General features: G+C 46.0%; 20 protein-coding genes. 2 read left to right on the top strand and 18 right to left on the bottom strand.

From position 1 onward, the window contains the following. Positions 1 to 149: 149 nt before the first annotated feature. Positions 150 to 2,393: a (Fe-S)-binding protein gene (locus H509_RS0111595; RefSeq protein ID WP_028545238.1), complete on the bottom strand. Its 2,244-nt coding sequence runs from the start codon at positions 2,391 to 2,393 to the stop codon at positions 150 to 152. Between the two features lie 229 nt (positions 2,394 to 2,622). Here H509_RS0111595 and H509_RS0111590 point away from each other — a divergent pair, with 229 nt between their 5' ends. Both H509_RS0111590 and H509_RS0111585 read left to right on the top strand, forming a co-directional pair. Beyond that, entirely contained in the window at positions 2,623 to 3,438 is an 816-nt protein-coding gene (locus tag H509_RS0111590) for an electron transfer flavoprotein subunit beta/FixA family protein (protein ID WP_051286962.1), read from the top strand. Positions 3,439 to 3,463: 25 nt separating this feature from the next. Then, the gene (locus tag H509_RS0111585) at positions 3,464 to 4,462 is read left to right on the top strand and encodes an electron transfer flavoprotein subunit alpha/FixB family protein (RefSeq protein ID WP_028545236.1); all 999 of its coding nucleotides are present in this window, start codon (positions 3,464 to 3,466) and stop codon (positions 4,460 to 4,462) included. 107 nt (positions 4,463 to 4,569) lie between these two features. Here H509_RS0111585 and H509_RS0111580 read toward each other — a convergent pair whose 3' ends face one another. The 17 genes from H509_RS0111580 to H509_RS0111495 form a co-directional block, all read right to left on the bottom strand. Then, positions 4,570 to 4,986: a YlbF/YmcA family competence regulator gene (locus H509_RS0111580; RefSeq protein ID WP_051287118.1), complete on the bottom strand. Its 417-nt coding sequence runs from the start codon at positions 4,984 to 4,986 to the stop codon at positions 4,570 to 4,572. Between the two features lie 149 nt (positions 4,987 to 5,135). After that, positions 5,136 to 6,689 carry a tRNA (N6-isopentenyl adenosine(37)-C2)-methylthiotransferase MiaB gene (miaB, locus tag H509_RS0111575; protein WP_028545234.1) on the bottom strand — a complete coding sequence of 518 codons (1,554 nt, stop codon included), beginning with the start codon at positions 6,687 to 6,689 and terminating at the stop codon, positions 5,136 to 5,138. 559 nt (positions 6,690 to 7,248) lie between these two features. Further along, on the bottom strand, positions 7,249 to 7,818 hold the full coding sequence (gene pduL / locus H509_RS0111570) for a phosphate propanoyltransferase (protein ID WP_028545233.1): 570 nt from the start codon (positions 7,816 to 7,818) through the stop codon (positions 7,249 to 7,251). 112 nt (positions 7,819 to 7,930) lie between these two features. Then, a complete protein-coding gene (locus H509_RS0111565; protein WP_028545232.1) occupies positions 7,931 to 8,797 on the bottom strand; it encodes a 2-oxoacid:ferredoxin oxidoreductase subunit beta in 867 nt (288 codons plus the stop codon). A 1-nt stretch (position 8,798) separates the two neighbouring features. Continuing rightward, positions 8,799 to 10,532, bottom strand: coding sequence for a 2-oxoacid:acceptor oxidoreductase subunit alpha (locus H509_RS0111560; RefSeq protein ID WP_028545231.1), 1,734 nt, complete (start codon positions 10,530 to 10,532; stop codon positions 8,799 to 8,801). Positions 10,533 to 10,738: 206 nt separating this feature from the next. Next, the gene (locus tag H509_RS0111555; RefSeq protein WP_028545230.1) at positions 10,739 to 11,698 is read right to left on the bottom strand and encodes a dipeptidase; all 960 of its coding nucleotides are present in this window, start codon (positions 11,696 to 11,698) and stop codon (positions 10,739 to 10,741) included. A gap of 288 nt (positions 11,699 to 11,986) precedes the next feature. Then, positions 11,987 to 12,247, bottom strand: a complete 261-nt coding sequence (locus tag H509_RS0111550; protein ID WP_006286829.1) for a stage V sporulation protein S — start codon at positions 12,245 to 12,247, stop codon at positions 11,987 to 11,989. 294 nt (positions 12,248 to 12,541) lie between these two features. Next, positions 12,542 to 13,336: a TIGR00282 family metallophosphoesterase gene (locus tag H509_RS0111545; RefSeq protein WP_028545229.1), complete on the bottom strand. Its 795-nt coding sequence runs from the start codon at positions 13,334 to 13,336 to the stop codon at positions 12,542 to 12,544. 72 nt (positions 13,337 to 13,408) lie between these two features. Continuing rightward, a complete protein-coding gene (gene rny / locus H509_RS0111540; protein WP_028545228.1) occupies positions 13,409 to 14,953 on the bottom strand; it encodes a ribonuclease Y in 1,545 nt (514 codons plus the stop codon). Between the two features lie 292 nt (positions 14,954 to 15,245). Beyond that, complete coding sequence (locus H509_RS0111535; protein ID WP_028545227.1) at positions 15,246 to 15,920, bottom strand: regulatory protein RecX; 675 nt, start codon at positions 15,918 to 15,920, stop codon at positions 15,246 to 15,248. Between the two features lie 108 nt (positions 15,921 to 16,028). Then, positions 16,029 to 17,084 carry a recombinase RecA gene (recA, locus tag H509_RS0111530; RefSeq protein WP_028545226.1) on the bottom strand — a complete coding sequence of 352 codons (1,056 nt, stop codon included), beginning with the start codon at positions 17,082 to 17,084 and terminating at the stop codon, positions 16,029 to 16,031. Positions 17,085 to 17,494: 410 nt separating this feature from the next. Beyond that, a complete protein-coding gene (locus H509_RS0111520) occupies positions 17,495 to 18,751 on the bottom strand; it encodes a competence/damage-inducible protein A (RefSeq protein ID WP_028545225.1) in 1,257 nt (418 codons plus the stop codon). 79 nt (positions 18,752 to 18,830) lie between these two features. Further along, entirely contained in the window at positions 18,831 to 19,409 is a 579-nt protein-coding gene (gene pgsA / locus H509_RS0111515) for a CDP-diacylglycerol--glycerol-3-phosphate 3-phosphatidyltransferase (RefSeq protein WP_028545224.1), read from the bottom strand. Next, the gene (gene rimO, locus H509_RS0111510; RefSeq protein ID WP_028545223.1) at positions 19,406 to 20,734 is read right to left on the bottom strand and encodes a 30S ribosomal protein S12 methylthiotransferase RimO; all 1,329 of its coding nucleotides are present in this window, start codon (positions 20,732 to 20,734) and stop codon (positions 19,406 to 19,408) included. Before rimO ends, pgsA begins: the two co-directional genes overlap by 4 nt. Before the next feature lie 180 nt (positions 20,735 to 20,914). Beyond that, positions 20,915 to 21,403: a YajQ family cyclic di-GMP-binding protein gene (locus H509_RS0111505; protein WP_028545222.1), complete on the bottom strand. Its 489-nt coding sequence runs from the start codon at positions 21,401 to 21,403 to the stop codon at positions 20,915 to 20,917. Between the two features lie 133 nt (positions 21,404 to 21,536). Beyond that, complete coding sequence (locus tag H509_RS27985) at positions 21,537 to 21,701, bottom strand: hypothetical protein (RefSeq protein ID WP_211234327.1); 165 nt, start codon at positions 21,699 to 21,701, stop codon at positions 21,537 to 21,539. Between the two features lie 128 nt (positions 21,702 to 21,829). After that, on the bottom strand, positions 21,830 to 22,744 hold the full coding sequence (locus H509_RS0111495) for a helix-turn-helix domain-containing protein (protein WP_028545221.1): 915 nt from the start codon (positions 22,742 to 22,744) through the stop codon (positions 21,830 to 21,832). Positions 22,745 to 22,776: the final 32 nt, after the last annotated feature.

The following is a 22,776-nucleotide window of genomic DNA, read 5'->3' as shown; positions in this document are numbered from 1 at the left end:
ATTACTGCTATATTGGAAAACAACTTGTGTTATGCTTATCATGGTGGAGCTTCATGTCGAGTGTGATCGTATCGTACAGCCTTACAGGCTAGCGTAATAAGAATGGAACTGTAATAACCAACTCTATCTAGTCGTAGTCGTGTCAAACGTTACTCACGTTCGCCAAGGACAGACATCGCTACCAGTTCCGCTATGTCATAAGATCGTATCTCATCACGCTCTAGGCTTTTTGTACCGTCCTCCATCATCGTCAAACAATACGGGCATGCGCTGCCAATTACAGTCGGCTCCGTAAGTAATGCCTGCTCCACACGGGTCACGTTCACCCGTTTGCCCTCCGTTTCTTCCATCCACATCCGTCCGCCGCCCGCTCCACAGCACATCGCATCTTTGCCGTGCCGCTCCATCTCCACAAGTGTTAGCTCGGGAATAGCGCTTACCAATTCGCGTGGTGCAGCAACGATGTTGTTGTACCGAGCCAGATAACAGGAATCGTGCCAGACCACTTTTTCTTTCACCGCATGTGTAAGCTGAATTCGCCCTGTACGCCACATTTTCCATAACCATTCGGTATGGTGGTACACTTCGATCTCCGCGCTTAACCCGAAATCAACGTATTCCTTCTTTATCGTGTGATAGGTATGAGGACAAGCGGTCACAATTTGCTTGACGTCATATTTCTGGAACAAGGCAATATTGTCGCGCGCCAGTTCCTGATACAGAAATTCATTGCCTAGTCGCCGTACGGTATCTCCCGAGCTGCGTTCTTCATTGCCAAGCACTGCGTACCGAATATCAGCAGCCTCCATGAGCCGAATTAGCGAGCGGATGACACGTTGGGTGCGACGATCATACGCCCCCATTGAGCCGACAAACAACAGTAAATCGTAAGCCGCTGCTTCCTTTACTACGGGTACATGACGACCACTGCTGCGCTCCCATTCCAGTGCCCATTGATGTCGATCGTTCCGATTGATGCCCCAAGGGTTGCCTTGACGTTCAATGTTCGTCATGGCCCGTTGGGCATCCGTTGGCAGCTCGCCACGTGTCAGCACAAGGTAACGCCGCATGTCGATAATCTTATCCACGTGCTCATTTCCGACAGGACATTGATCTTCGCAATTTCGGCACGTTGTGCAAGCCCACAGTTCTTGTTCAGACATTACATCACTAATTAATTCCAATGATCGTGCGTCATGAGCCGGTTCCACTGAAGTAATTGGTGAGCGCTCACCAACCCATTGCTGTTTCTGAATCGATAAAGTATAGGCGATAGACGCCGCGGACTTCCCGGCCCCACCTTGTAATTCAACAGCACCTGCTTGCCCCAACCCAGCCTGTGCATATTCATCCGATAACTGGCCACGCGTTACACTTTCATTCGAGCCCCTATTTACCCATCGATGTGTCATAACACCAGCATGTAAAGCAGGAACCCAAGGTGTAGTTGAAGTGACGGCAGCACCCTTTTCTGTTAAGTGATCGCGTAACTTTGTAATTAAATGCATTGGTGACAGCCACTTTCCTGTACTGGCAGCGGGACATACGTTCGTACAACGGCCACATTCTACACAGGCATACAAATCAACAAGCTGATCCTGCCTAAACTGCTCAATAGCACCAACACCAAAGCTTTCCGCTTCCTCCTGCTCCAGATCAAGCGGCTCCAACTTTCCAATATTAGGCAACGAACGTTGGAGACCCAGATTAATTGGAGCTACGATTAGATGAAAGTGCTTGGACTGCGGCACATATACCAAAAAAACAAGCAGCACCACGAGATGAAGCCACCATGAAATTTCATAACCAATGGTCAATACAACCAGTGATGAATGTACGATTACGGAAGCTATCCAAGCTGTCAACGACCCTGTCACATCTGTTGCACCCTCCAACGCGCGCTCAAACACCATCGTTCCAATTACACTTGCCATCAGCAAGACGATAAAGATCAGGACCCAGGCAGGCTTCAGGCCCCGTTTTAGTCGCGCCAGCCGCTCCACATAACGGCGGTACCCTGCGTACAAAATTGCGGCAAGCACAAGGAGAACCGTGTACTCCTGTGCCACAACAAACGCCTCATATTGTGGCAGTGGCAGATGATGACCTGTTAATCCCTTCCATATAATATCAACCGCTCCGATCTGTAGATGAAGGAATCCATAGAACAAAAACAGATGCATCAGACCGCTTCGCCAATCTTTCCATAACTTCCCTTGAGACAATGTTTTTATTAAGGCTTGCCATACCCTGCCGCTCACGTTTCCCTTAACAGCAGAAGGCATACCCAGTCGTACGTATTGCCAGCGCAACCTTATTACGTGTACAAACATGGCGATTCCGACTGACATCAATAACAGACCTAACATCCATTTGACCAGCAGAAGCATCATCATCTCCCCCTTCTTCTCTTCTGCCAATCTATGATCATCATAGTGCTAATAGGACAACTTACGGCGCTACACGTTCTGAGCTCGTAATCGCCCTTATGGTTGATGGATATGAACTTATTACGTAAAAAATGCTTGATGAAGAAATGTTCGTTGCCTTTCCACATATATATAGACAAGTAATGAATGAAGTGAAGGTACTAAGACCAATGATGCAGAATCGAGGTGTGTTATGACTTTTTTAAGTAATGAATCAGCTCATTCACCGCTTGATATTGTTGTTTTGATGAAGCAAACATTTGATACGGAGGAAAGAGTGAGCATAGTTAACGGACAAGTACGTCAAGACGGTGTAAAATGGGTCATAAATCCTTATGATGAATATGCCGTTGAAGAAGCACTGCGTTGGAAGGAAGCTTATGGGGGAAAAGTAACCGTCATTTCTGTCGGGCCTGAACGTTGTGCGGAGGCGTTACGGACAGCTTTGGCTATGGGGGCAGATGAAGCGATACTCATTTATGTTGAAAATAGTGCTGCCGAGCAGCTTGACGAGCATGTCGTATCAAGCCTGCTACACGCGGTGCTTAAAGATCAATCACCGCAGTTGCTGTTAGCAGGCCATTTTAGCGTGGATCAAGGCAGCGCTCAAGTTGCGATTCGTTTGTCCGTACTGTTGGACATTCCGCACGTCTCCGCTATTACGAAGCTTGTACGAATGGAAGGACAACGTGTAAAAGCCGATCGAGACGCCGAAGGAGATACGGAACGTCTTGAAGTGAAACTGCCTGCGTTGTTTACAGCACAGCAAGGATTAAATGAGCCGCGTTATCCTTCACTCCCAGGCATTATAAAAGCTAAAAAGAAGCCGCTTACCCAAATTGATGCACTGACGTTGTACCCTGACTTCTCCCAAGCAGTCGGTACGCTGCGGACCTCCATCGAGCTCCCGCCTCCCCGTCTGTCTGGCAAGCTGTTCGCAGGGAGTCCTGCTGAGCAGGTTGAACAGTTAATTCGAAGTTTGCGTGATGAAGCCAAATGTATCGGATAACGATAGATGAAAGGAGTGCGATCACATGGGACGCACGATAGCAGTCATTGCAGAAATGAGAGGTAATCAATTGCGGCAAGTAACCTTCGAAGCACTTCATGCTGCGGAATTACTCTACTCGCCTGGGGATCGAATTGTAGCTTTACTTATCGGTTATCAATTGGATGCCGTCAGCAACACACTCATGCAGACAGGAATTCAAGAGCTGATCATCGCAGATGATGAATCGTATAAATATTATGAGCCTGAAGTTTATTTTGCGGCAGTTCGTACGTTTAATGATATCGCGTCACCGGATATTATTTTGCTTGGCCATACAGCGATGGGCAGAGATTTAGCGCCTATGCTGGCGGCCCATACAAAAAGCGGGCAATTGTCTGACGTCGTTTCCTTTGAAGCTTCTGAGGCTGGCTGGACCTTCCGTCGACCTGTGTATGCGGGCAAAGCGTTCGAATCGCGGCGGTTTGTTGACCGGGCAACTCCTTGGATTATTACGATTCGTCCTAACAACTTTAAAGCAATTGACCATCTGGAGGACAGGGTGTCTACGGATATCGCCAATGTGAAGCAAACATTTCTCCCTACTCCCTCCCCATCATTACGCTCTGTCGTGCATGAAGTGGTCCAGCGCATGTCTGGCGCGATCGACTTGACTGAAGCCAAAATCATTATATCAGGCGGGCGTGGCGTCAAAAGCTCAGACGGCTTTAAACCTTTGGAGCAGTTGGCTTCTGTATTAAACGGTGCTGTCGGGGCGTCACGGGGGGCTTGTGACGCTGGGTATTGTGACTACTCTCTTCAGGTAGGCCAGACAGGGAAAGTAGTCACCCCTGAAATTTATTTTGCATGTGGGATTAGCGGTGCGATTCAACATCTCGCAGGCATGAGCCAATCGCGTGTAATTGTAGCCATTAACATCGATCCCGAGGCTCCTATTTTTCAAGTGGCTGATTATGGCATCGTTGGTGACTTGTTTGAAATCATCCCGCTGTTAACATCCGAGTTTCGTAAAATGTTAACGTGATGCAGCAAAACACCCCCGATACTAATTGTACCGGGGGCGTCCTATTATTCGTATATACGGGGCACTTGTGCTATCAATCTCAAGCCAACCCCATCATAAGCGGCCTGTTAATCACTGCACGTGTCCGGGTCGGATTCTTTGCCCGCTTCCACATTGATCCTTTCGGATACAGTGTCTCTTACAACAGACATCACAAGTTGCAGCAAGTAGTTTACATCGGATTGACTTTGTTGGAATTCCACCACAAGCGGCACATTATCCAGTTCATCTTGCAGTTCGTTGATCTCGCCTTCAATCTTCTCAACCATTTGATCATTTTTGAAAGATTGGAATGCAACAATCTCTTTCTGCTTCTTCTTTAACTTGGCAATCACTTCTTGAATGTGCGTGTGGTTCTGAATCTGCTTCTCTGCTTGCTGATACTGCTTTACTTCTTCCGTCGTGCAGATCATATCGGCCAATTGCTTGGCCTTTTCCATAATATCTTCGCGCACGAGCAGGTCACGCGTATTAAAGGAAGGCATGCCACAACCGGTATGGTTGTGCGTATGTTCCTGATGCGAATCCTGTATATGTTCAGCCAACGAGAACCTCTCCCATCTCTAACGTCAATCTCCTCACATGAGGTTTTAAACTTTTGCTGAGTCTATTGTAACTGATTACTTTAATAATATTAAGAACTCATTTTTATCGGTTCTGTGACAAGGTCGCCTTTAATATAAAATGTCTTGCTGTCTGTCACTTTAACCTGCACAAATTGACCGACTAACTCTTTGCCACCCGCAAAGTGAACCAGTTTATTCGTCCGCGTACGGCCGGATAGAATCTCATTGTTGTTCTTTGATTCGCCTTCTACCAACACCTCAACCGTCTTGCCGATCATCTGTTCATTACTGCTGCGACTTAATTCCGCCAACACTTCGTTTAGCCTCTTTAGACGAGCCTTCTTAATCTCCATTGGCACATCGTCAACCATATTTACGGCTGGAGTCCCCTCACGCGGAGAATAAATAAACGTATACGCCATATCAAACCCGACTTCCTGAAGTAATGACACAGTCTCTTCAAATTGCTCATCTGTCTCGCCTGGGAAACCAACAATAATGTCTGTCGTAAACCCAACGTCAGGAATAGCGTGCTTAATCTTACGCGCCAAATTCAAAAACAGCTCACGATCATATTTGCGGCTCATCTTCTTTAGCACTTCACTGCTGCCTGATTGGACAGGTAAATGAATGTGCTCAACCAGATTGCCCCGCTTTGCCAGCACCTCAATGAGATGATCATCGAAATCCCGCGGATGGGATGTCGTAAATCGAATGCGGGGAATATCAATTTTGCGCATATCATCCATCAAATCACCGAAGCGATAATGAATATCCTCGAAATCCTTGCCATAAGCATTGACGTTTTGTCCAAGCAGCGTAATTTCTTTGTACCCTTGGCGGGCTAGCTCACGGACTTCCGCGATCACATCTTCTGGACGTCTGCTGCGCTCTTTACCCCGCGTATAAGGAACGATGCAATAGGTGCAAAACTTATCACATCCGTACATAATATTCACCCATCCACGCATACCCGAACGCTTCTTAGGCAAATTCTCGATAATATCGCCTTCCTTGGACCATACATCTACGACCATTTCTTTATTAAAGAGGGCATCCTGTACCAAGTACGGTAAACGGTGAATGTTGTGAGTGCCAAACACCATATCTACAAACTGATGCTTTTGCATAATACGATTAACTACGTTCTCTTCTTGAGACATACAGCCACACACACCTAAGATCAAACCCGGTCTTTCCAACTTCAACGTCTTTAAATGGCCAAGTTCGCCAAACACTTTATCTTCCGCATTTTCACGGACGGCACATGTGTTCAGCAAAATAAGGTCAGCCTGCTTACGGTCCTCTGTCTTCTCGTAACCCATTTCCTCCAGCAGACCACTCATCGTCTCCGTGTCATGCTCATTCATCTGGCAGCCGAACGTATAAATAAGATAGCGCTTACCTTGACCTAACTGACGAAGCGACTCGGGAACAGCTTCTTCATAGTGTACTTGAATGCTCTGCTTGCCACGCTGCTTCTCTTGGTGATGCTTCGGTTCGGACATAATATGTATCTCACGTCCGTTGATTCTAATCTTCTTGCCGTGCTCATCCTCTTTAATGACTTTAGCTTGAGAAAAATCAAAATATTTGGAATAATCCTTCTTCTCCTGACCCATCCTCAATAGTCACTCCTTTTATCTATGTCTGTCGACTATTCTCAAACATTGTAGTCATATGCTCAATCAACCAATACCTTTAATTATAACATTCTCGTTCTATGTTTCCAAGACACACAGAAGCATCTCCCGACATGAGCATGTCGGGAGATGCGAGGGCGGGATGAACTTAAGTCGATCAATTGTTAGTCCTTGCCGAGGAACTTCTCCAATTGAGGGGGTTATCGTTCAGACTCCGAATATATATAGGCAGGTAATGATGTCATAGTTAGTAATTGCTTGATGTATATTTATTATAACCGTTCCGCTGTTCGAAAAAATCCGTCATAAGCATCAATCCTAAGACAGGTTATGACTGCCCATGTTACAAATACTTCATCAATAATAAGAGCAAGGCACTATAGCTTTCACCCTTACGTTACTAGAGTCCTGCTTACTTAGACTTACCCTTTAAATTCCTCGATCAACGACCATACCTCCGAATTTTATCGATAACAACAAACAAAAAACGGCCCATTCAGGACCGCCTTCTGTTTGTGATTGCCACGTAAAATGTGGACTATTCGACGATCTCGGCAGTGTCGCCATTCTTGACGCCAGCAGCGTTAGCTTCGTCTGTATCGATATGCATGTCCAGTGCAAAGTTCTCATGAACACGTGCAACAACATTCTCAAACACAACGCCACGTTCCCCACCAACACGAACACGCAGCTTCTGTTTATCTTCAATGTTCCATTTGGCAGCATCTGAAGTGTGGAAATGAATGTGACGAGCCGCCACAATAACGCCTTCTTCCAACTCCACTTCGCCATGTGGACCTACAAGCTTCACGCCTGGTGTTCCGGCAATGTCGCCAGACTCACGTACAGGAGGTTTCAAGCCGAGCGAAAAAGCGTCCGTACGGGACACTTCCAATTGGGATGCAGGACGAGCGGGTCCAAGAATACGAACCGATTTAAATGAGCCTTTAGGTCCGTGTACTTCTACCGTTTCATTCGCTGCATACTGGCCAGGTTGGGAAAGTGCTTTAAATTCAGTCAATTGGTGTCCTGGGCCAAACAAAGCCTCAATATGTTCTTGAGTCAAATGAATATGACGTCCAGATACGCCGACAGGTACAGTTTTCATGTTTCTTCCACCTCTCGATTTCTCTCTAGTTCAAGTACCAAAGTGTATTATACTACGAAATGAAACAAGGCATACGTCTATGACGCATGCCTTTTCAACAATTTTGCGAAAATTATTTGAATTCTTTCAGCAATTTATCAAAATCTTCCACTGATAATTGCAAATTCTGATTCGTTAACGGTTCTGGTCGGAAACCGGTAATTAAATTCTCATATGAACGCTTTTCCTTATTCTGATAAATAAGTCCTGTTATCATACCATTCGTTTCCATTAGTTTAGTCATCGCCATCACTCGATTGGAAGCATCGTAACCTTCCACTGTTTCCAAATTAACGATGTTTTCTTTAAACCAATCATACGTGTTGATCTTATTAAAAGTGACACATGGACTAAATACATTAATAAGGGAGAAGCCTTCATGATTGATGCCTTGCTCTATTAGTGACGTCAACTGCTTCAAATCACTTGAGAACGATTGAGCTACAAAAGTAGCGCCTGCGGCAAGAGCGATCTCCAATGGAGACAAGGTAGATTCGATCGACCCCTCCGGTGTGCTCTTGGTCTTAAAGCCAACAGCGCTCCGTGGCGATGTCTGTCCTTTGGTCAAGCCATATATTTGATTGTCCATCACAATGTAGGTCATGTTGATGTTACGTCGGATCGCATGGACAGTATGCCCCATCCCGATAGCAAATCCGTCGCCGTCGCCCCCTGAAGCGATAACAGTCAAATCCCGATTAGCAAGCTTCACACCTTGGGCAATCGGCAGCGCGCGTCCATGAATACTGTGGAAGCCATAAGCGTTGATATATCCTGAGATGCGGCCAGAGCAGCCGATTCCGGAAATGACAGCAAGCTTTTCAGGTTCTAGGCCAGCGTTTGCCGCAGCACGCTGAATAGCAGCCTGTACCGAAAAATCACCGCAACCTGGGCACCAGTTAGGCTTGACATTGTTGCGGAACTCTTTAAAAGTTGCCATGCTAGACCAACTCCTTGCTTTGTTTATATACTTCGCTAGGCAAGAAAGGGGTACCGTCATATTTCGTAAGGTTACGAACTTTGTCGCCCACTCCTACGTTCAGCTTAATCTGATTGGCCAGTTGTCCTGTTGCATTGTTCTCCAATACGACAATTTGCTTGGCACGATCGGCATAAGCCTTGAACTGCGCAGTTGGGAACGGATAAATTTGACGGACGGTAACGTGATTGGTCTTAATGCCATCTTGTTCAAGCTGCACCCGCGCCTGGTCAATAGTTCCACCTGTTGATCCCATACCTACAATAAGCAAATCTGCGTCTTCGTGTGGTGCATCCACTCGAATAGCGTTAGTTACTTGCAAGTTATCCAGCTTGTGAAGCCGCTTATCCATCATCTTCTTGCGGTTAATCGCGCTTTCCGATGGACGTCCTGTCTCATCATGCTCGACGCCTGTCACATGATGCAGCCCCCCCTTTTCGCCTGGGAGAACACGTGGGGATACGCCTCCTTCAACGAATTCATAACGTTTAAACAAGACGTTATCTTCGGAAGGCGGTACGTTTGTTACAAGATTGCCGCGATCAATAACAATCCGTTCATAGTCTAACGGCTCACACGACTGCTTGCCAAGCGACAATTGCAAGTCTGTAAGTACGATAACTGGACACTGATAACGCTCCGCCAGATTAAAGGCTTCAACCATGTCATAAAAACATTCTTCGATAGAGCTTGGTGCGATGACGATCTTCGGAATTTCCCCGTGCGTACCGTAGATCATAGCGTTCACATCGCTTTGCTCCTGCTTCGTCGGCAAACCTGTACTTGGACCGCCACGCTGTGTATTAACGATGACTAGCGGCGTTTCTGTCATTCCCGCCAGCCCGATAGCCTCCATCATCAAAGACAAACCAGGTCCGGCAGAAGCCGTCATAGAACGAACACCAGCATAGTTCGAACCGATTGACATCGTAACGGCTGCGATCTCGTCTTCAGTCTGCACGACCGTACCACCAAACTTTGGAAGCTGCTTAATTAAATATTCCATAATCTCCGAAGCTGGCGTAATGGGATACGCTGCCATAATTCGGCAACCCGCCGCCAATGCACCCAGCGCCATCGCGTCGTTGCCAATCATAAACAACTTCTGCTCGCCATCAGCTGGTTCCAGTTGGAAATCACCAAGCGGTCCGCCCGCTTGCTCCAACACGAAGTCCGCTCCACGACGCACCGCCTCCACATTTTTCTCAACGACGGCTGGACCTTTACGTCCGAACTCTTCTTCAACAGCTTTATTAAATACTTCAAGCGGCAGCCCGAGCAGCGCCCAAGATGCGCCAGAAGCAACCATATTCTTCATTAAAGACGTTCCCAGTTCTTCGGCAATAGCCGTTATCGGCACGGCAAATAACCGTGCTTCTACCCCTTCTGGCACCACGGGATTAAACTTGGCATCAGCAACAATTACGCCCCCCTGGCGTAGTTCATGTGCGTTCAAGTCAATCGTTTCTTGGTCAAATGCAACTAAAATATCCAAATCATCTGAGATTGCACGAATTGGCTTCGTACTAATACGAATCTTGTTGTTTGTATGGCCCCCCTTAATCCGCGAAGAAAAGTGACGATAGCCGTACAAATAGTACCCTAAACGATTCAAGGCTGTCGAGAAAATACGATCCGTACTTTCTACGCCTTCCCCTTGTTGTCCCCCGATTTTCCATGACAATTGACTTATCAAGCTCGCCCACTCCTTTAAAGTGACTCGCATTGGCCTCTCCCACTTCAGAGACGCATTATGATTTGACAAATGTAAGAAGTAAAATTTTACTAATGCGTGAGTCACCATCATTGTATGTCCGGCATTCTTAAAAAGCAAGCGTTTTCGCCGCACCTCTTAATAGCAACTTTAGATAGATTTGATACCGTTGTGAGATGAATGAGAACTTATTGTTCGCGTCTTGGCAAGTGAGTTGCCAAAAATCGTTTTGCATTGCCAGAAGCGATCTCGTTTGTAAATGCCGTACCGTATTTCTTGTCCAGCACAGATAACAACTCGCCATGTTTCCCAGCGTGTTCCAACCCAACGATCTTCTTATCAATTCCGTCAAAGTCAGAACCTAACATAATATAGTCGCGTCCTCCCAATTCACAGATCCGATCAATATGGCGTACGAGATCTGCAATTTCAACCTGCGCTTTTCCCGCTACAAAATACGGTACATATGTAACCCCTATTCGACCATCTCGCGCAATAATCGCCCGAATCTGCTCATCTGTTAAATTACGTACGTGCGGCATAATGTGAGCGCTGTTAGAATGTGACGCGATAATCGGCTTGTCCGTCAATTCAAGCAATTGCCAGAACGCCTTCTCATTGAGATGACTGACATCAAGTGTGATTCCTAAACGATCACATTCCTGTATTAAAGTAATTCCTTCTCTACTAAATCCAGCTTTGCGCGGCTCCTGCGCCCCGTCTACGGCCCAGTTCGCATTATTCCATGCAAGCCCTAGGAATCGTACTCCAAGCTCGTATATCGTACGTAGATACACCATATCGCCTTCCAGTGCATCAACACCTTCCAAGGACAAAATCATTCCAAGCTTATCCGGCTGTTCCTCCCATCGTGCCAAATCTTCCTGCCAGCGAACGTCAATCACATCCTTGTGTGACTGAATGTGTTCTCGGTAAAGATCAATGGCACGCAGTACTTGCGAGAACCGTGGCGGGCCTGTCAGCAAATGAGGCTCAAGAAATAATGCAAGTACCTGAATGCCTACATTTCCTTGTTGAAGTCTTGGAAGCGTGACGTCCATAAGATCTTCTTGCAGCATGTTCAACTTGCCCTCGTACAGCATCTTATATAGTACATCACAATGAAAATCAATAATTCGACGATTCATAGTTGTATCCTTCCTTTCTAATACTCTGTATTCGATATTCGTATGAGCTTGGACCTTACACGGTGTGATCTTTGTGATCTCAACAGCTCAACAGACTCTCATCGTGATGAGCCGTGCAGCTTTCATTTCGTTTACAGCTTGTCCGGTCCAAGTATACATTCTCTTCTATTAGATTAACACACTGCGCACCTGAAATCGTCATCCTTAGCCTGCTCTCATGACAGCAAAAAACCTGCTTACAACGTAAACAGGTTAAGACATAGGTACAACGTTTGCTGCATTTCGAGCTTACCGCGGCTCCACGATAAGCTTAATAGCCGTGCGGTCTTCTCCATCGATGACAATATCGGTGAAGGCGGGAATACAAATTAAATCTACTCCGCTTGGCGCTACGAACCCCCGTGCGATGGCAACTGCTTTAATAGCCTGATTTAAAGCACCGGCTCCAATCGCTTGTAATTCGGCAGCTCCCCGTTCGCGCAACACTCCTGCTAGAGCACCAGCTACCGAATTAGGATTGGATTTTGCTGAAACCTTTAATACTTCCATGGAAAGTACCTCCTCGGGAATGTGGGTGAGATTCCATTAATACAGCATATTCGTGAACATCGTAAACATTCCTGTCCTGATGTGCCGTTTACGGACAACACTTGCACAACGGTCATGCACGTTTATCGTTATGTATCACTACTATGCGCGTGCTTGGCATCTCATTCCCGAAGTTTTCAAAATACGTTCTTTTGTTAGACATTCCGTTGAAAATAAAAACGTGTAATCCAACCCTCACAGGTTGAATTACACGTCGGACTTACATTATGCATTTGATGGAATATCATCTATTTGTTAGCTCATGATCCATTCGTCTTCACGTAAGCGAATCTTCTCTATTTTTTTGGCTGCTCCCGTCTCATCGTCTATTTCGACAATGATCGCATGGAACTGCCATTTTCCTTCACATACCGTAAATCGAACGGGTAATTGAGACTTAAATTTGCGTAGAACAGCTTCCCGCTCCATCCCTAACACGCCATCTTTTGAGCCAACCATGCCGCAATCTGTTAAATAAGCGGTGCCACCTGGCAATATCGTCTCATCGTTTGTTTGAACATGTGTGTGAGTACCAACTACGATTGAAGCTCGGCCATCTAAATGCCAGCCCATTGCAATCTTTTCCGAAGTCGCTTCCGCATGGAAATCAACAAGCACAGGCTTGCGCTTTTTCCCTAAAGAAGCGATCAAATCATCTGCCTCGCGGAATGGACAATCTATAGCTGGCAAGAACGTACGGCCTTGCAAATTGATGATGACAAGCTCTTTGCCGTTCGCTTTAATAGTTGCCATTCCATGCCCAGGTGTTCCTGGTGGGAAATTGGCTGGACGGATGACACGTTTCTCATCGTCAATCCATTCAAATATATCTTTGTTGTCCCATGTGTGATTGCCCATCGTAAAGCCATGCACACCAAGTTCCATAAATTCCCTTATAATAGCCGCAGTGACCCCGCGCCCCGCGGCGGCATTTTCCGCATTTGCAATAATGATATGCGGATTGTACTTCTGCTTCAGGTCTGGCAGCAGAAGCTTCAGAGCCTTGCGGCCTGTATTCCCGACGATATCGCCGATAAACATGACTTTCATCGGACCGAGTCCCCCTTACAAATGAGAGAAGTGGCCGCCACCGGCCACTTCTCCATTTTCCCGTTATTCAACTTACTTTGCGTATTCCACTGCACGTGTCTCACGGATAACCGTGACTTTAATATGCCCCGGATAATCGAGTTCACCCTCGATCTTCTTCGTAATTTCACGCGCAAGACGATAAGCCTCGCTGTCATCAATCTTATCTGGCTGTACCATAACACGCACTTCACGCCCCGCTTGAATCGCATACGATTTCTCGACACCTTCAAACGATTCGGAAATATCCTCAAGTTTCTCCAGACGTTTAATGTACGTCTCAAGAGTCTCTCGGCGTGCGCCTGGACGTGCTGCGGACAAGGCGTCTGCTGCACCAACCAGCATAGCTATAACAGAAGTCGCTTCGCAATCCCCGTGGTGGGACGCAATACTGTTAATAACAACAGGATGTTCTTTATATTTCTTCGCCAACTCTACGCCGATTTCGACGTGAGATCCTTCCACCTCATGATCCAAGGCTTTGCCGATATCATGCAACAAACCGGCACGTTTTGCCAATGTTACATCCTCGCCTAGCTCTCCTGCCATCAAGCCTGCAAGATAAGCTACTTCCATTGAGTGCTTGAGTACATTCTGTCCGTAACTTGTACGGAACTTCAAGCGGCCAAGAATCTTAATAAGATCAGGGTGCAATCCATGCACACCAACTTCAAAGGTTGCTTGCTCACCGTACTCACGGATGCGCTCATCCACTTCCTTACGTGATTTCTCGACCATCTCTTCAATGCGTGCAGGGTGAATTCGTCCATCTGCAACCAGCTTCTCAAGTGATGTGCGAGCAATCTCACGACGAATCGGGTCAAACCCTGACAATATAACCGCTTCCGGTGTATCGTCAATAATCAAGTCAATACCAGTAAGCGTCTCAAGCGCACGAATGTTTCGACCTTCACGGCCAATGATGCGGCCTTTCATCTCTTCATTAGGCAGCGCGACAACAGAAACGGTTGTTTCTGCTACATGATCGGCTGCACAACGTTGAATCGCAAGCGTGATAATGTCACGCGAGCGCTTGTCCGCTTCTTCGCGAGCTTGCTGCTCGATTTCCTTGATCATTTGGGCTGTTTCATGTCGTACTTCCTGTTCCACATTGGTCAGAATAATCTGTCTTGCATCCTCCATGGACAGGTTCGAAATGCGTTCCAATTCGGTAATCTGCTGCTGATGAATACGATCAGCCTGTTCTTGTGTTTCTTCAATACGTTTCTCTTTGAGAACCAGTTGTTCTTCTTTACGTTCTAGCGAATCTAACTTCTTGTCCAGCGACTCTTCCTTCTGAAGTACACGTCGTTCAAGTCGTTGAATCTCGTTCCGGCGTTCACGGGTATCCTTCTCCGCTTCGGTGCGAAGTTTATGGATCTCGTCTTTAGCTTCGAGCACTGTTTCTTTCTTCAATGCCTCCGCTTCTTTACGCGCGCTTTCCACTATTTGTTCCGCGGCGTGCTCGGCACTCGTTATTTTCGCTTCCGCAAGCGATTTGCGAATCAGATAACCGATTCCAAACCCTAAGAACAATGCGGCCACAACGAGAACGATATCGAGCCAAATTGGCATCATTTCCACCTCCCCGTTGGTTCCTCCAAGCACTGCTTGGGTTAGGTTGTTTTTCGGTTGTTCATGCGTTTCATTCCAATTCAATTGAAGGACCGACATCCTATGTCGGCGAAAGTGCACGCGCTTGCATACACGTGTATCGCCCTGCGGCGATATTCGGAAACCATTCATTGGCGAAATGAATCATTTAGAAATCAATATCTGGAAGGAGAGATTGATTTCGTGAAAATAAAGATACATGTTCATTTTAGTATTCAGTTAAAGATATTGTCAAGCAATCGTGAACTATACCTTGTCATTCATCGCTACTTTCATCGTCTACTATTTCCATATGTTGAGATGCTTCATATGCTGCCTTTCTTGCCATGTCCGTCGGGAACCCTCTACGAGCCAGATAAGCAGCTACCTTCTGCCGCCTCAGATGCGTCTCTCCGCTTGTTTGACGCCACTTCTTGCGTGCTGCATGCAAAGCACTTTCCAGCTCCTGTTCGGGGTCCAGAGAGGCCATTGCGTTTGCAATGTGACGTTCATGAACCCCTTTCTGCTTCAGTTCATGCTGCACCCATCTTCTACCCTTTAGATGTCTCGTTACACGCTGTTCCGTCCACTGTTCTGCGTATGCGCCGTCATCCACCAACCACTCCCGCTCCAATTGTTGCACAACGATTTGGATAATTTCCTCATCGTACCCTTTTTGAATAAGATTTCGAGCAATTTCGGTGCTTGTCCGCGGTTTACGCTGTAAATATTTAAGCGCCTGTACATAAGCCCTTGTTTTCTCATCAGCTCGCACAATCTCTTCCATAAAATCAAGTGATACTTCGGCCCCTTTTAACAAGCGGTATTTAATCATAACATCTTCATGCACATTTAATGGTGCCGCCTGCTCGAAGTGGATCGTATACCTTCCTTTTTGTGCCTCATCTGGCTCTACTCGTATAATAACAGTTGTCTGTCCCTGCTCACTCACAACGTGCCCCCTCTATTACTCCCTTTACGTGCCTATATGCAACAGGACAAGCACCCCCCTCTCATAAGATGAAGGTGCTTGTCCCAAGTTACAGCTATGGCAAAGCTATTATTCCTTTTCCAATTCCAACAATTCCTCTTCGTCCTCGTCATCCACTGAAGCATCACTAGAGATTACCGTAGTCAAGTTACTTGCTTCACGGATTTTGTTCTCAATAATAAGAGAAATGTCCGTATGCTCCTTCAGGAACTGCTTGGCATTCTCACGCCCTTGTCCAAGCCGCTCTCCTTCATAGGAATACCATGCGCCGCTCTTCTGCACGATATCCATCTCGGTACCGATGTCTACAATACTGCCTTCTTTCGAAATACCTTCGCCATACATTATATCAACATCCGCTTGCTTAAACGGAGGTGCAACTTTATTCTTCACGACTTTAATTCGAGTTCTGTTACCTACCATATCATTGCCTTGCTTGATCGATTCCACACGACGTACATCAAGACGAACACTAGAATAGAACTTTAAGGCACGTCCACCAGGTGTTGTTTCTGGATTACCGAACATTACGCCGACTTTCTCACGTAGCTGGTTAATAAAGATTGCAATAGTCTTGGACTTGCTAATAGCTCCAGACAACTTACGAAGCGCCTGCGACATCAGTCGCGCCTGAAGACCTACGTGGGAATCTCCCATCTCGCCTTCAATCTCCGCCTTAGGTACCAAAGCAGCTACGGAGTCGATAACGATAATATCAACTGCTCCGCTTCGTACAAGCGCCTCAGCGATCTCCAAAGCTTGCTCCCCAGTGTCTGGCTGAGACAAGAGCAACTCGTCAATGTTGACTCCTAGCTTGCTTGCATATTGAGGGTCCAACGCATGCTCCGCGTCAATAAACGCAGCCTGTCCACCTGTCTTCTGTACTTCCGCAATCGCGTGAAGGGATACCGTTGTCTTACCGGATGATTCAGGTCCATACACCTCGATGACACGGCCACGAGGCAATCCACCAATACCAAGTGCGATATCAAGTGCTAACGATCCGCTTGGTACAACTTCCACTTGCATGTGGTTGGATTCTCCAAGCTTCATAATGGAACCTTTACCGAATTGCTTCTCTATTTGACGCAATGCCATTTCTAATGCAGCACGACGATCTGACACATACTCACTTCCTTCATTAACGTTGTATATTCATAATACCGTGTTTTTGTACCTTTGCCAAGCATTTTTTCGAACATACATTCGATTTTTCGAACAATACCACCTTTCAAATGGATTAAAACCCTCTTTTTAGCAATATATCCACACTAAAAAACCGCAACAAGGCTAACAACGCCTCATTACGGTTCTTCCGCAACTAAACTCATGCAAAATATACCATATTCTCATACGAATCACAACACTTTATAGGCTACATCGAGAACAAGATGCACAAACTAGTAGCACATGTACAACTGGAATTGGCATCTGCTTGCTAGGATGCATAGAACGATGAAGTGTTCCCCCGAACAGCCCAACTTGTACTACAATGTACTACAATGTGCAAAAGGAATTAGCCACTCCAATGCCAACTACTTCCGCTCCTGCAATAAGCGCCAAATACGATGCAGCACTATTTTGACTGCACGCAGTCGTATCATATCCCGATTCCCACTAAGCCGTAGCTCCTCCGTCAACGTTTCCTGTCCAGCTCGTGCGATCCCGATAAATACCAAGCCTGCCGGCTTGCGCTCCGACTGACCTGGCCCTGCAACCCCCGTGATAGATATCGCAATATCAGTGCCTGTTAACTGTAACAGCCCCTCCGCCATCGCTCGCGCCGTTTCATGGCTAACCGCACCTGGGGCATTCTCTCCTTCTAACAGATCAACAGGTACGTTAAGCAGCTGCTGCTTGAGAGTGTTCGCATACGAGACGACTCCCCCGTGGAACATAGCCGAGCTGCCTGGAATCGATGTAACCAATTCGGAAAACAGCCCTCCCGTACAACTTTCAGCAGCAGACAAGGTTAAACCTAGTTTGGTCATCTGTTCCACGATAACATGCTCTAAGGAGACATCTTCTGTTGCAAATATATGCTGTCCCAACCTTCCCCGGATGATGGATTCCAATTCATCCAGCTTGCGTCCAGCTTCTAGTTCCGAGTCGCTTTTGGTTGCGAGCCTAATTAGAACTTCCCCTTCTTTGGCATAAGGCGCAATTGTAGGATCGGATTGAGACTCAATCAAATCAAGCAGCTGTGCTTCCAGACTCGACTCCCCGATGCCCGCAAACTTTAACATGCGCGTATACAATGACGTCCGTTCATCAAATAAATACTTCTCCAGCCAAGGGACAACCTCCTGTTGGAACATAGGCTTCATCTCTTTAGGCGGGCCAGGCAATAAGAGATATGCCACGCCTTCATGCAGGACTGCGTTCCCTACCGCTAAGCCAGCCTCATTAGCTAGCGCATCTGAGCCTTCGATCCAATTAGCCTGGCGGCGGTTGCTGTCTACCATATGTAGGCCTCTGTCCTTAAACATCTCCTCCATCTTACGCATGGATGGCTCATGAACGAGCATACTTCTCCCTAGCAGCTCTGCAACAACATCTTTTGTAATATCATCCAACGTAGGGCCTAGACCACCAGTCAGCAGCACTATATCAGCTCTCTCGCTAGCCGTCTTAATTACATCTCTAAGGCGCTGCGGATTGTCCCCGACTACCGTTTGGTAATAGACATCCACACCGAGCAAAGCGAGCTGTTGGGATAAGTATTGTGCGTTTGTGTTCACGATTTGGCCTAGCAGCAGTTCAGTTCCTACAGCAATCATTTCTGCTTTCATAACTATCGTCTCCCCTGAAAACAGCAATAGGCCCCGCCCTTTCGCGCCGCGAAGGATTGAACCTATTACTGACCGTCTATTATGACATGTGTAATACACTTTTGTTTTTTACAAAATAATCGATGCCTGAATAAACTGTAATTAAAGCTGCAAGCCATGTCGCAATGATATCAAATGGAATATCAAACAACACAAATGGGAAATTGTTCAACAGCATCGCAATAATAGCTGTGATCTGCGTTGCTGTCTTCCACTTGCCCCATTTGCTTGCCGCTACAACTGTTCCCTCCAGCAAAGCTACTTGTCGTAAGCCTGTCACGGCAAATTCACGGCTAATAATGACAATCGCTATCCATGCATCACATTTGCCCATCTCCACTAGCGAGATAAGAACAGCAGCAACAAGCAACTTGTCCGCAAGCGGATCAAGCAGTTTGCCCAGATTTGTGACCATCTTCCGACTTCTGGCGATGTAACCGTCCAATCCATCCGTACTAGCCGCAATAATAAAAATAAGCGCGGCAATGATTTGATTGTACGTTATCGAGAAATCGTTAATTTGGATAGGCTTGAAATAATCAAAGTTTACTAGCAAAAAAAACATCATAATAGGCACTAAAAAGATACGAACTAATGTAATCTTATTAGGCAAATTCACTGGATACCCTCCCCAGCCAAATCAAACTCCAACGCATGCGTAATCCGAACCTGTGTGAGTTCCCCGATGCTGAGCTTGCTGTTGGAAATAAATACTTCGCCGTCAATTTCAGGCGCATCAAACTGTGAACGACCAATAAACACGTCATTTCGCCCGTCGTAACGTTCAACAAGCACATCAATAACTTGTCCGATTCGCTTCTCGCTTACTTGCTTCGACACCTCACGTTGAATTTCCATCAACGTATTGGCCCGCCACTCCTTCACTTCTTCATCCAAATGCCCGTCCAGTCGTGTAGCAGGTGTATCTTCTTCGCGTGAGTACGTAAATACGCCAAGCTTGTCAAACTGCATGTCACGGACAAAATCACATAGACGGTTAAAATCTGCTTCCGTCTCCCCAGGGAACCCCACAATAATGGATGTTCGCATAGCCACGTTTGGTATTCGTGCACGAATCTTCTGTACTAATTCACGTGCATCACGTTGTCGACCTGGCCGACGCATCCGCTTTAATACATTGTCTTCACTATGTTGCAGCGGCATATCAATGTATTTGCAAATCTTAGGGTTGCTTGCTATCGTCTCAATGAGCTCATCCGAGAAAAATCCAGGATATGCGTAATGAAGCCGTACCCATTCTACACCTTGAACCTGACTCACCTGGTTCATCAGTTCAGGCAGCTTAAAACCATCGTAAATATCCGTACCATAGTTCGTTGAGTCTTGAGCAATGAGACTGATTTCTTTAACGCCCTGAGCTGCAAGCTGTGTAACTTCAGCTAGAATGGACTCCATCGTGCGACTACGGAAGTTGCCACGCATAATGGGAATGCTGCAAAACGTACAATTGTTATCGCAGCCCTCTGCAATCTTCACGTAAGCCGTATATCTTGGTGTTGCTACTTTGCGCGGGAGCGCCTGATCATAGTTAAATACGGGATTGCCAACCTGTATTGGCTTACTACCAGCAAGCGCTTCATCAACGATAGTAGCAATCTTATCAAAGTCGCCCGTCCCTACAATTCCATCTATCTCAGGCATCTCGTCCAGAAGTTGTTCTTTGTAACGCTGTGTTAAGCAGCCCGATACAATCAATGCCTTGAGTTGTGCCGTTTCTTTAAGGTCTGCGAGTTCGAGAATAGTGTTAACGGATTCTTCCTTGGCAGCATCAATAAATCCGCATGTATTGACAATAATAACAGTAGCTTCTAGTTCATTAGTGACCAATTCATATCCACGCTCATGAATTAGACCCGACATAATCTCGGAATCAACCAAGTTCTTGTCGCAGCCTAAAGTCACGATCTTAATTTTCTCTGTCATGAATGCATCCCCCAATTAGGTATTGCAGTTCTTCTTCCGCCGCGCAAATGAAGCTTTCCTGAACGGCCCTCTTTATCTAGTCAAGTATAATACAGGCATGACCTCTTAGTCAAAATGGTAATCAAACTATACCTATTTCCCTTATTACGCAGCAATTCTCTTGAAAGGATATGCTTTCGTCTAGCGATAATTGGTGAATTGCAAGTCAAGCGGCAAATCAGCTTCGATCAACAATTTCATGACTGCCTGTAAATCATCCTTGCTCTTACCCGTTACACGAATTTGATCCCCTTGGATTTGACTTTTTACTTTTAGCTTTGAATCACGGATTAAAATATTAATCTTTTTGGAAATATCCTGTTCAATTCCTTGTTTCATCTTTACACGCTGACGCACAGAACCACCAGATGCACCTTCTAATTTACCAAACTCCATGTTTTTAATGGAAATGCCACGCTTAATAAGTTTGGATTGTAAAATATCGATGACACTTTTTAGCTTGTATTCGTCATCTGATGCAATGATCAACTCTTCTTTTTCCAGCTTGATGGAACTTTTGCTGCCTTTAAAATCAAATCGAGTTTCGATCTCACGCTCCGCCTGTGTAACCGCATTACTAACCTCTTGCAAATCTGTCTTAGAAACAATATCAAATGAACTGTCTGCCATTACGATATCCTCCTTCATAAATAGGTTTATATATTCCTTATATGTATGTAAGAAAATGCACAAGGGCATTCCCTTGCAATCGAAATCGCAAAAGAATGCCCAAGTGCTGCTGTTCATCGTGTTTGAACTGGGCTTAGTAGCGGCCTCGTACTGGTGTACGGAACATATCCAGCACTCCAAGCACAATGTGCGCCAAGCCGAAACCAAGAATCCCATAGCCCCATGCACTAGGCGTCAAATAATAACCTAACAAGCTGACAATGACACCGAGACCTGTAACGACCCAACTTGCTGCCATCATAACGACCCCTCTCTAAAGTGAGAATAAATCGCCGCATCCCTATTATTACCCAAAAAGATCTGTTTATGCGGTAAGGGCAAACAAGTAAAATGATCCATCTCTTTCGAACAGCTATAATTAGGACGTTATCCGTTATTTGTATCCGCAGCGGTTCCTGTATCATCACTTACAGACGAACCTTGTTTGAGTTGCAATGCCTCTTCATAAGCCTTCCACTCGAACCGAACCTTCTTGTTCATCCCTTGTCCGATGTCAATCGCCTGGCCATTAATTAGCACTTTGCAACGTGCTGCATTACCAAACGTAATATCCAGCCCGTCTTTTCCTAAGTCAAATGATTGATCTTGCCCTTTGTCGAATACGTCTTTAGCCAGTTGATTGGCATTCGTAATCGTACGAACTCCAAGCCATACGCCATCTTCAATCTTAATTTCAAGCTTAAACGGCTTCTCGTCGGCTGCCGAGACGACAACAAGTGCAGGATTCACCTGAGCAACTATCGGTTCTTTTGTTTCTTCTGGTTCAGGTGTTGGCTCTGGTGTTGTTGTCTGGCCATTACCTTGTGTGTTGTTACCGCTGTCTGGCTTTTCATTCTGATTAATACCATTCGTAATATTGTTTGAATCTGCACTATTCGGATTATTGCCAGTATCAGACGCCTTCACCCAGAAATAGTACACGATAACGAAAATTAAAATAACGAAAGACCACATAAGCAGTGTCGTCGCCCATTTCCCAAACTTATCGCTATGTTGAACGGAACGTTTTTTCCGAATCATAGGCTCAATAGTTGGCTCTGGCTCCGCAGCAGGTATATCCTGACGATAATATTGAGCAACCTCATCCGGATCCAGCCCGACAGTTTCCGCATATGTCTTCACAAAGGCACGTACATAAAACGATCCAGGGAGAATCTTATAGTCCCCTTCTTCGATAGCTTCCAGATACCGTTTCCGAATCTTAGTAGCTTCCTGTACATCATCTAGTGACAGACCTTTCTCTAATCGAGCCTTTTTTAGTAATTGACCTAATTCTGACACAATTTCACCTCCTGTCTAAAATGTATGTCCCA

The organism is Paenibacillus taiwanensis DSM 18679 (genome assembly GCF_000425125.1).
GTDB classification, from domain to species: domain Bacteria; phylum Bacillota; class Bacilli; order Paenibacillales; family Paenibacillaceae; genus Paenibacillus_B; species Paenibacillus_B taiwanensis.
The sequence above is the reverse complement of the archived record's forward strand: the minus strand, read 5'-3'. Positions and strand labels throughout refer to the sequence as shown.

Bases quoted from the DNA above. Each gene is read 5' to 3' on its own strand.
- H509_RS0111595 (WP_028545238.1), bottom strand. From the start codon at position 2,393: ATGATGCTTCTGCTGGTCAAATGGATGTTAGGTCTGTTATTGATGTCA.
- H509_RS0111590 (WP_051286962.1), top strand. From the start codon at position 2,623: ATGACTTTTTTAAGTAATGAATCAGCTCATTCACCGCTTGATATTGTT.
- H509_RS0111585 (WP_028545236.1), top strand. From the start codon at position 3,464: ATGGGACGCACGATAGCAGTCATTGCAGAAATGAGAGGTAATCAATTG.
- H509_RS0111580 (WP_051287118.1), bottom strand. From the start codon at position 4,986: ATGCCTTCCTTTAATACGCGTGACCTGCTCGTGCGCGAAGATATTATG.
- miaB (WP_028545234.1), bottom strand. From the start codon at position 6,689: ATGGGTCAGGAGAAGAAGGATTATTCCAAATATTTTGATTTTTCTCAA.
- pduL (WP_028545233.1), bottom strand. From the start codon at position 7,818: ATGAAAACTGTACCTGTCGGCGTATCTGGACGTCATATTCATTTGACT.
- H509_RS0111565 (WP_028545232.1), bottom strand. From the start codon at position 8,797: ATGGCAACTTTTAAAGAGTTCCGCAACAATGTCAAGCCTAACTGGTGC.
- H509_RS0111555 (WP_028545230.1), bottom strand. From the start codon at position 11,698: ATGAATCGTCGAATTATTGATTTTCATTGTGATGTACTATATAAGATG.
- H509_RS0111550 (WP_006286829.1), bottom strand. From the start codon at position 12,247: ATGGAAGTATTAAAGGTTTCAGCAAAATCCAATCCTAATTCGGTAGCT.
- H509_RS0111545 (WP_028545229.1), bottom strand. From the start codon at position 13,336: ATGAAAGTCATGTTTATCGGCGATATCGTCGGGAATACAGGCCGCAAG.
- rny (WP_028545228.1), bottom strand. From the start codon at position 14,953: ATGATGCCAATTTGGCTCGATATCGTTCTCGTTGTGGCCGCATTGTTC.
- H509_RS0111520 (WP_028545225.1), bottom strand. From the start codon at position 18,751: ATGAAAGCAGAAATGATTGCTGTAGGAACTGAACTGCTGCTAGGCCAA.
- rimO (WP_028545223.1), bottom strand. From the start codon at position 20,734: ATGACAGAGAAAATTAAGATCGTGACTTTAGGCTGCGACAAGAACTTG.
- H509_RS0111505 (WP_028545222.1), bottom strand. From the start codon at position 21,403: ATGGCAGACAGTTCATTTGATATTGTTTCTAAGACAGATTTGCAAGAG.
- H509_RS27985 (WP_211234327.1), bottom strand. From the start codon at position 21,701: ATGGCAGCAAGTTGGGTCGTTACAGGTCTCGGTGTCATTGTCAGCTTG.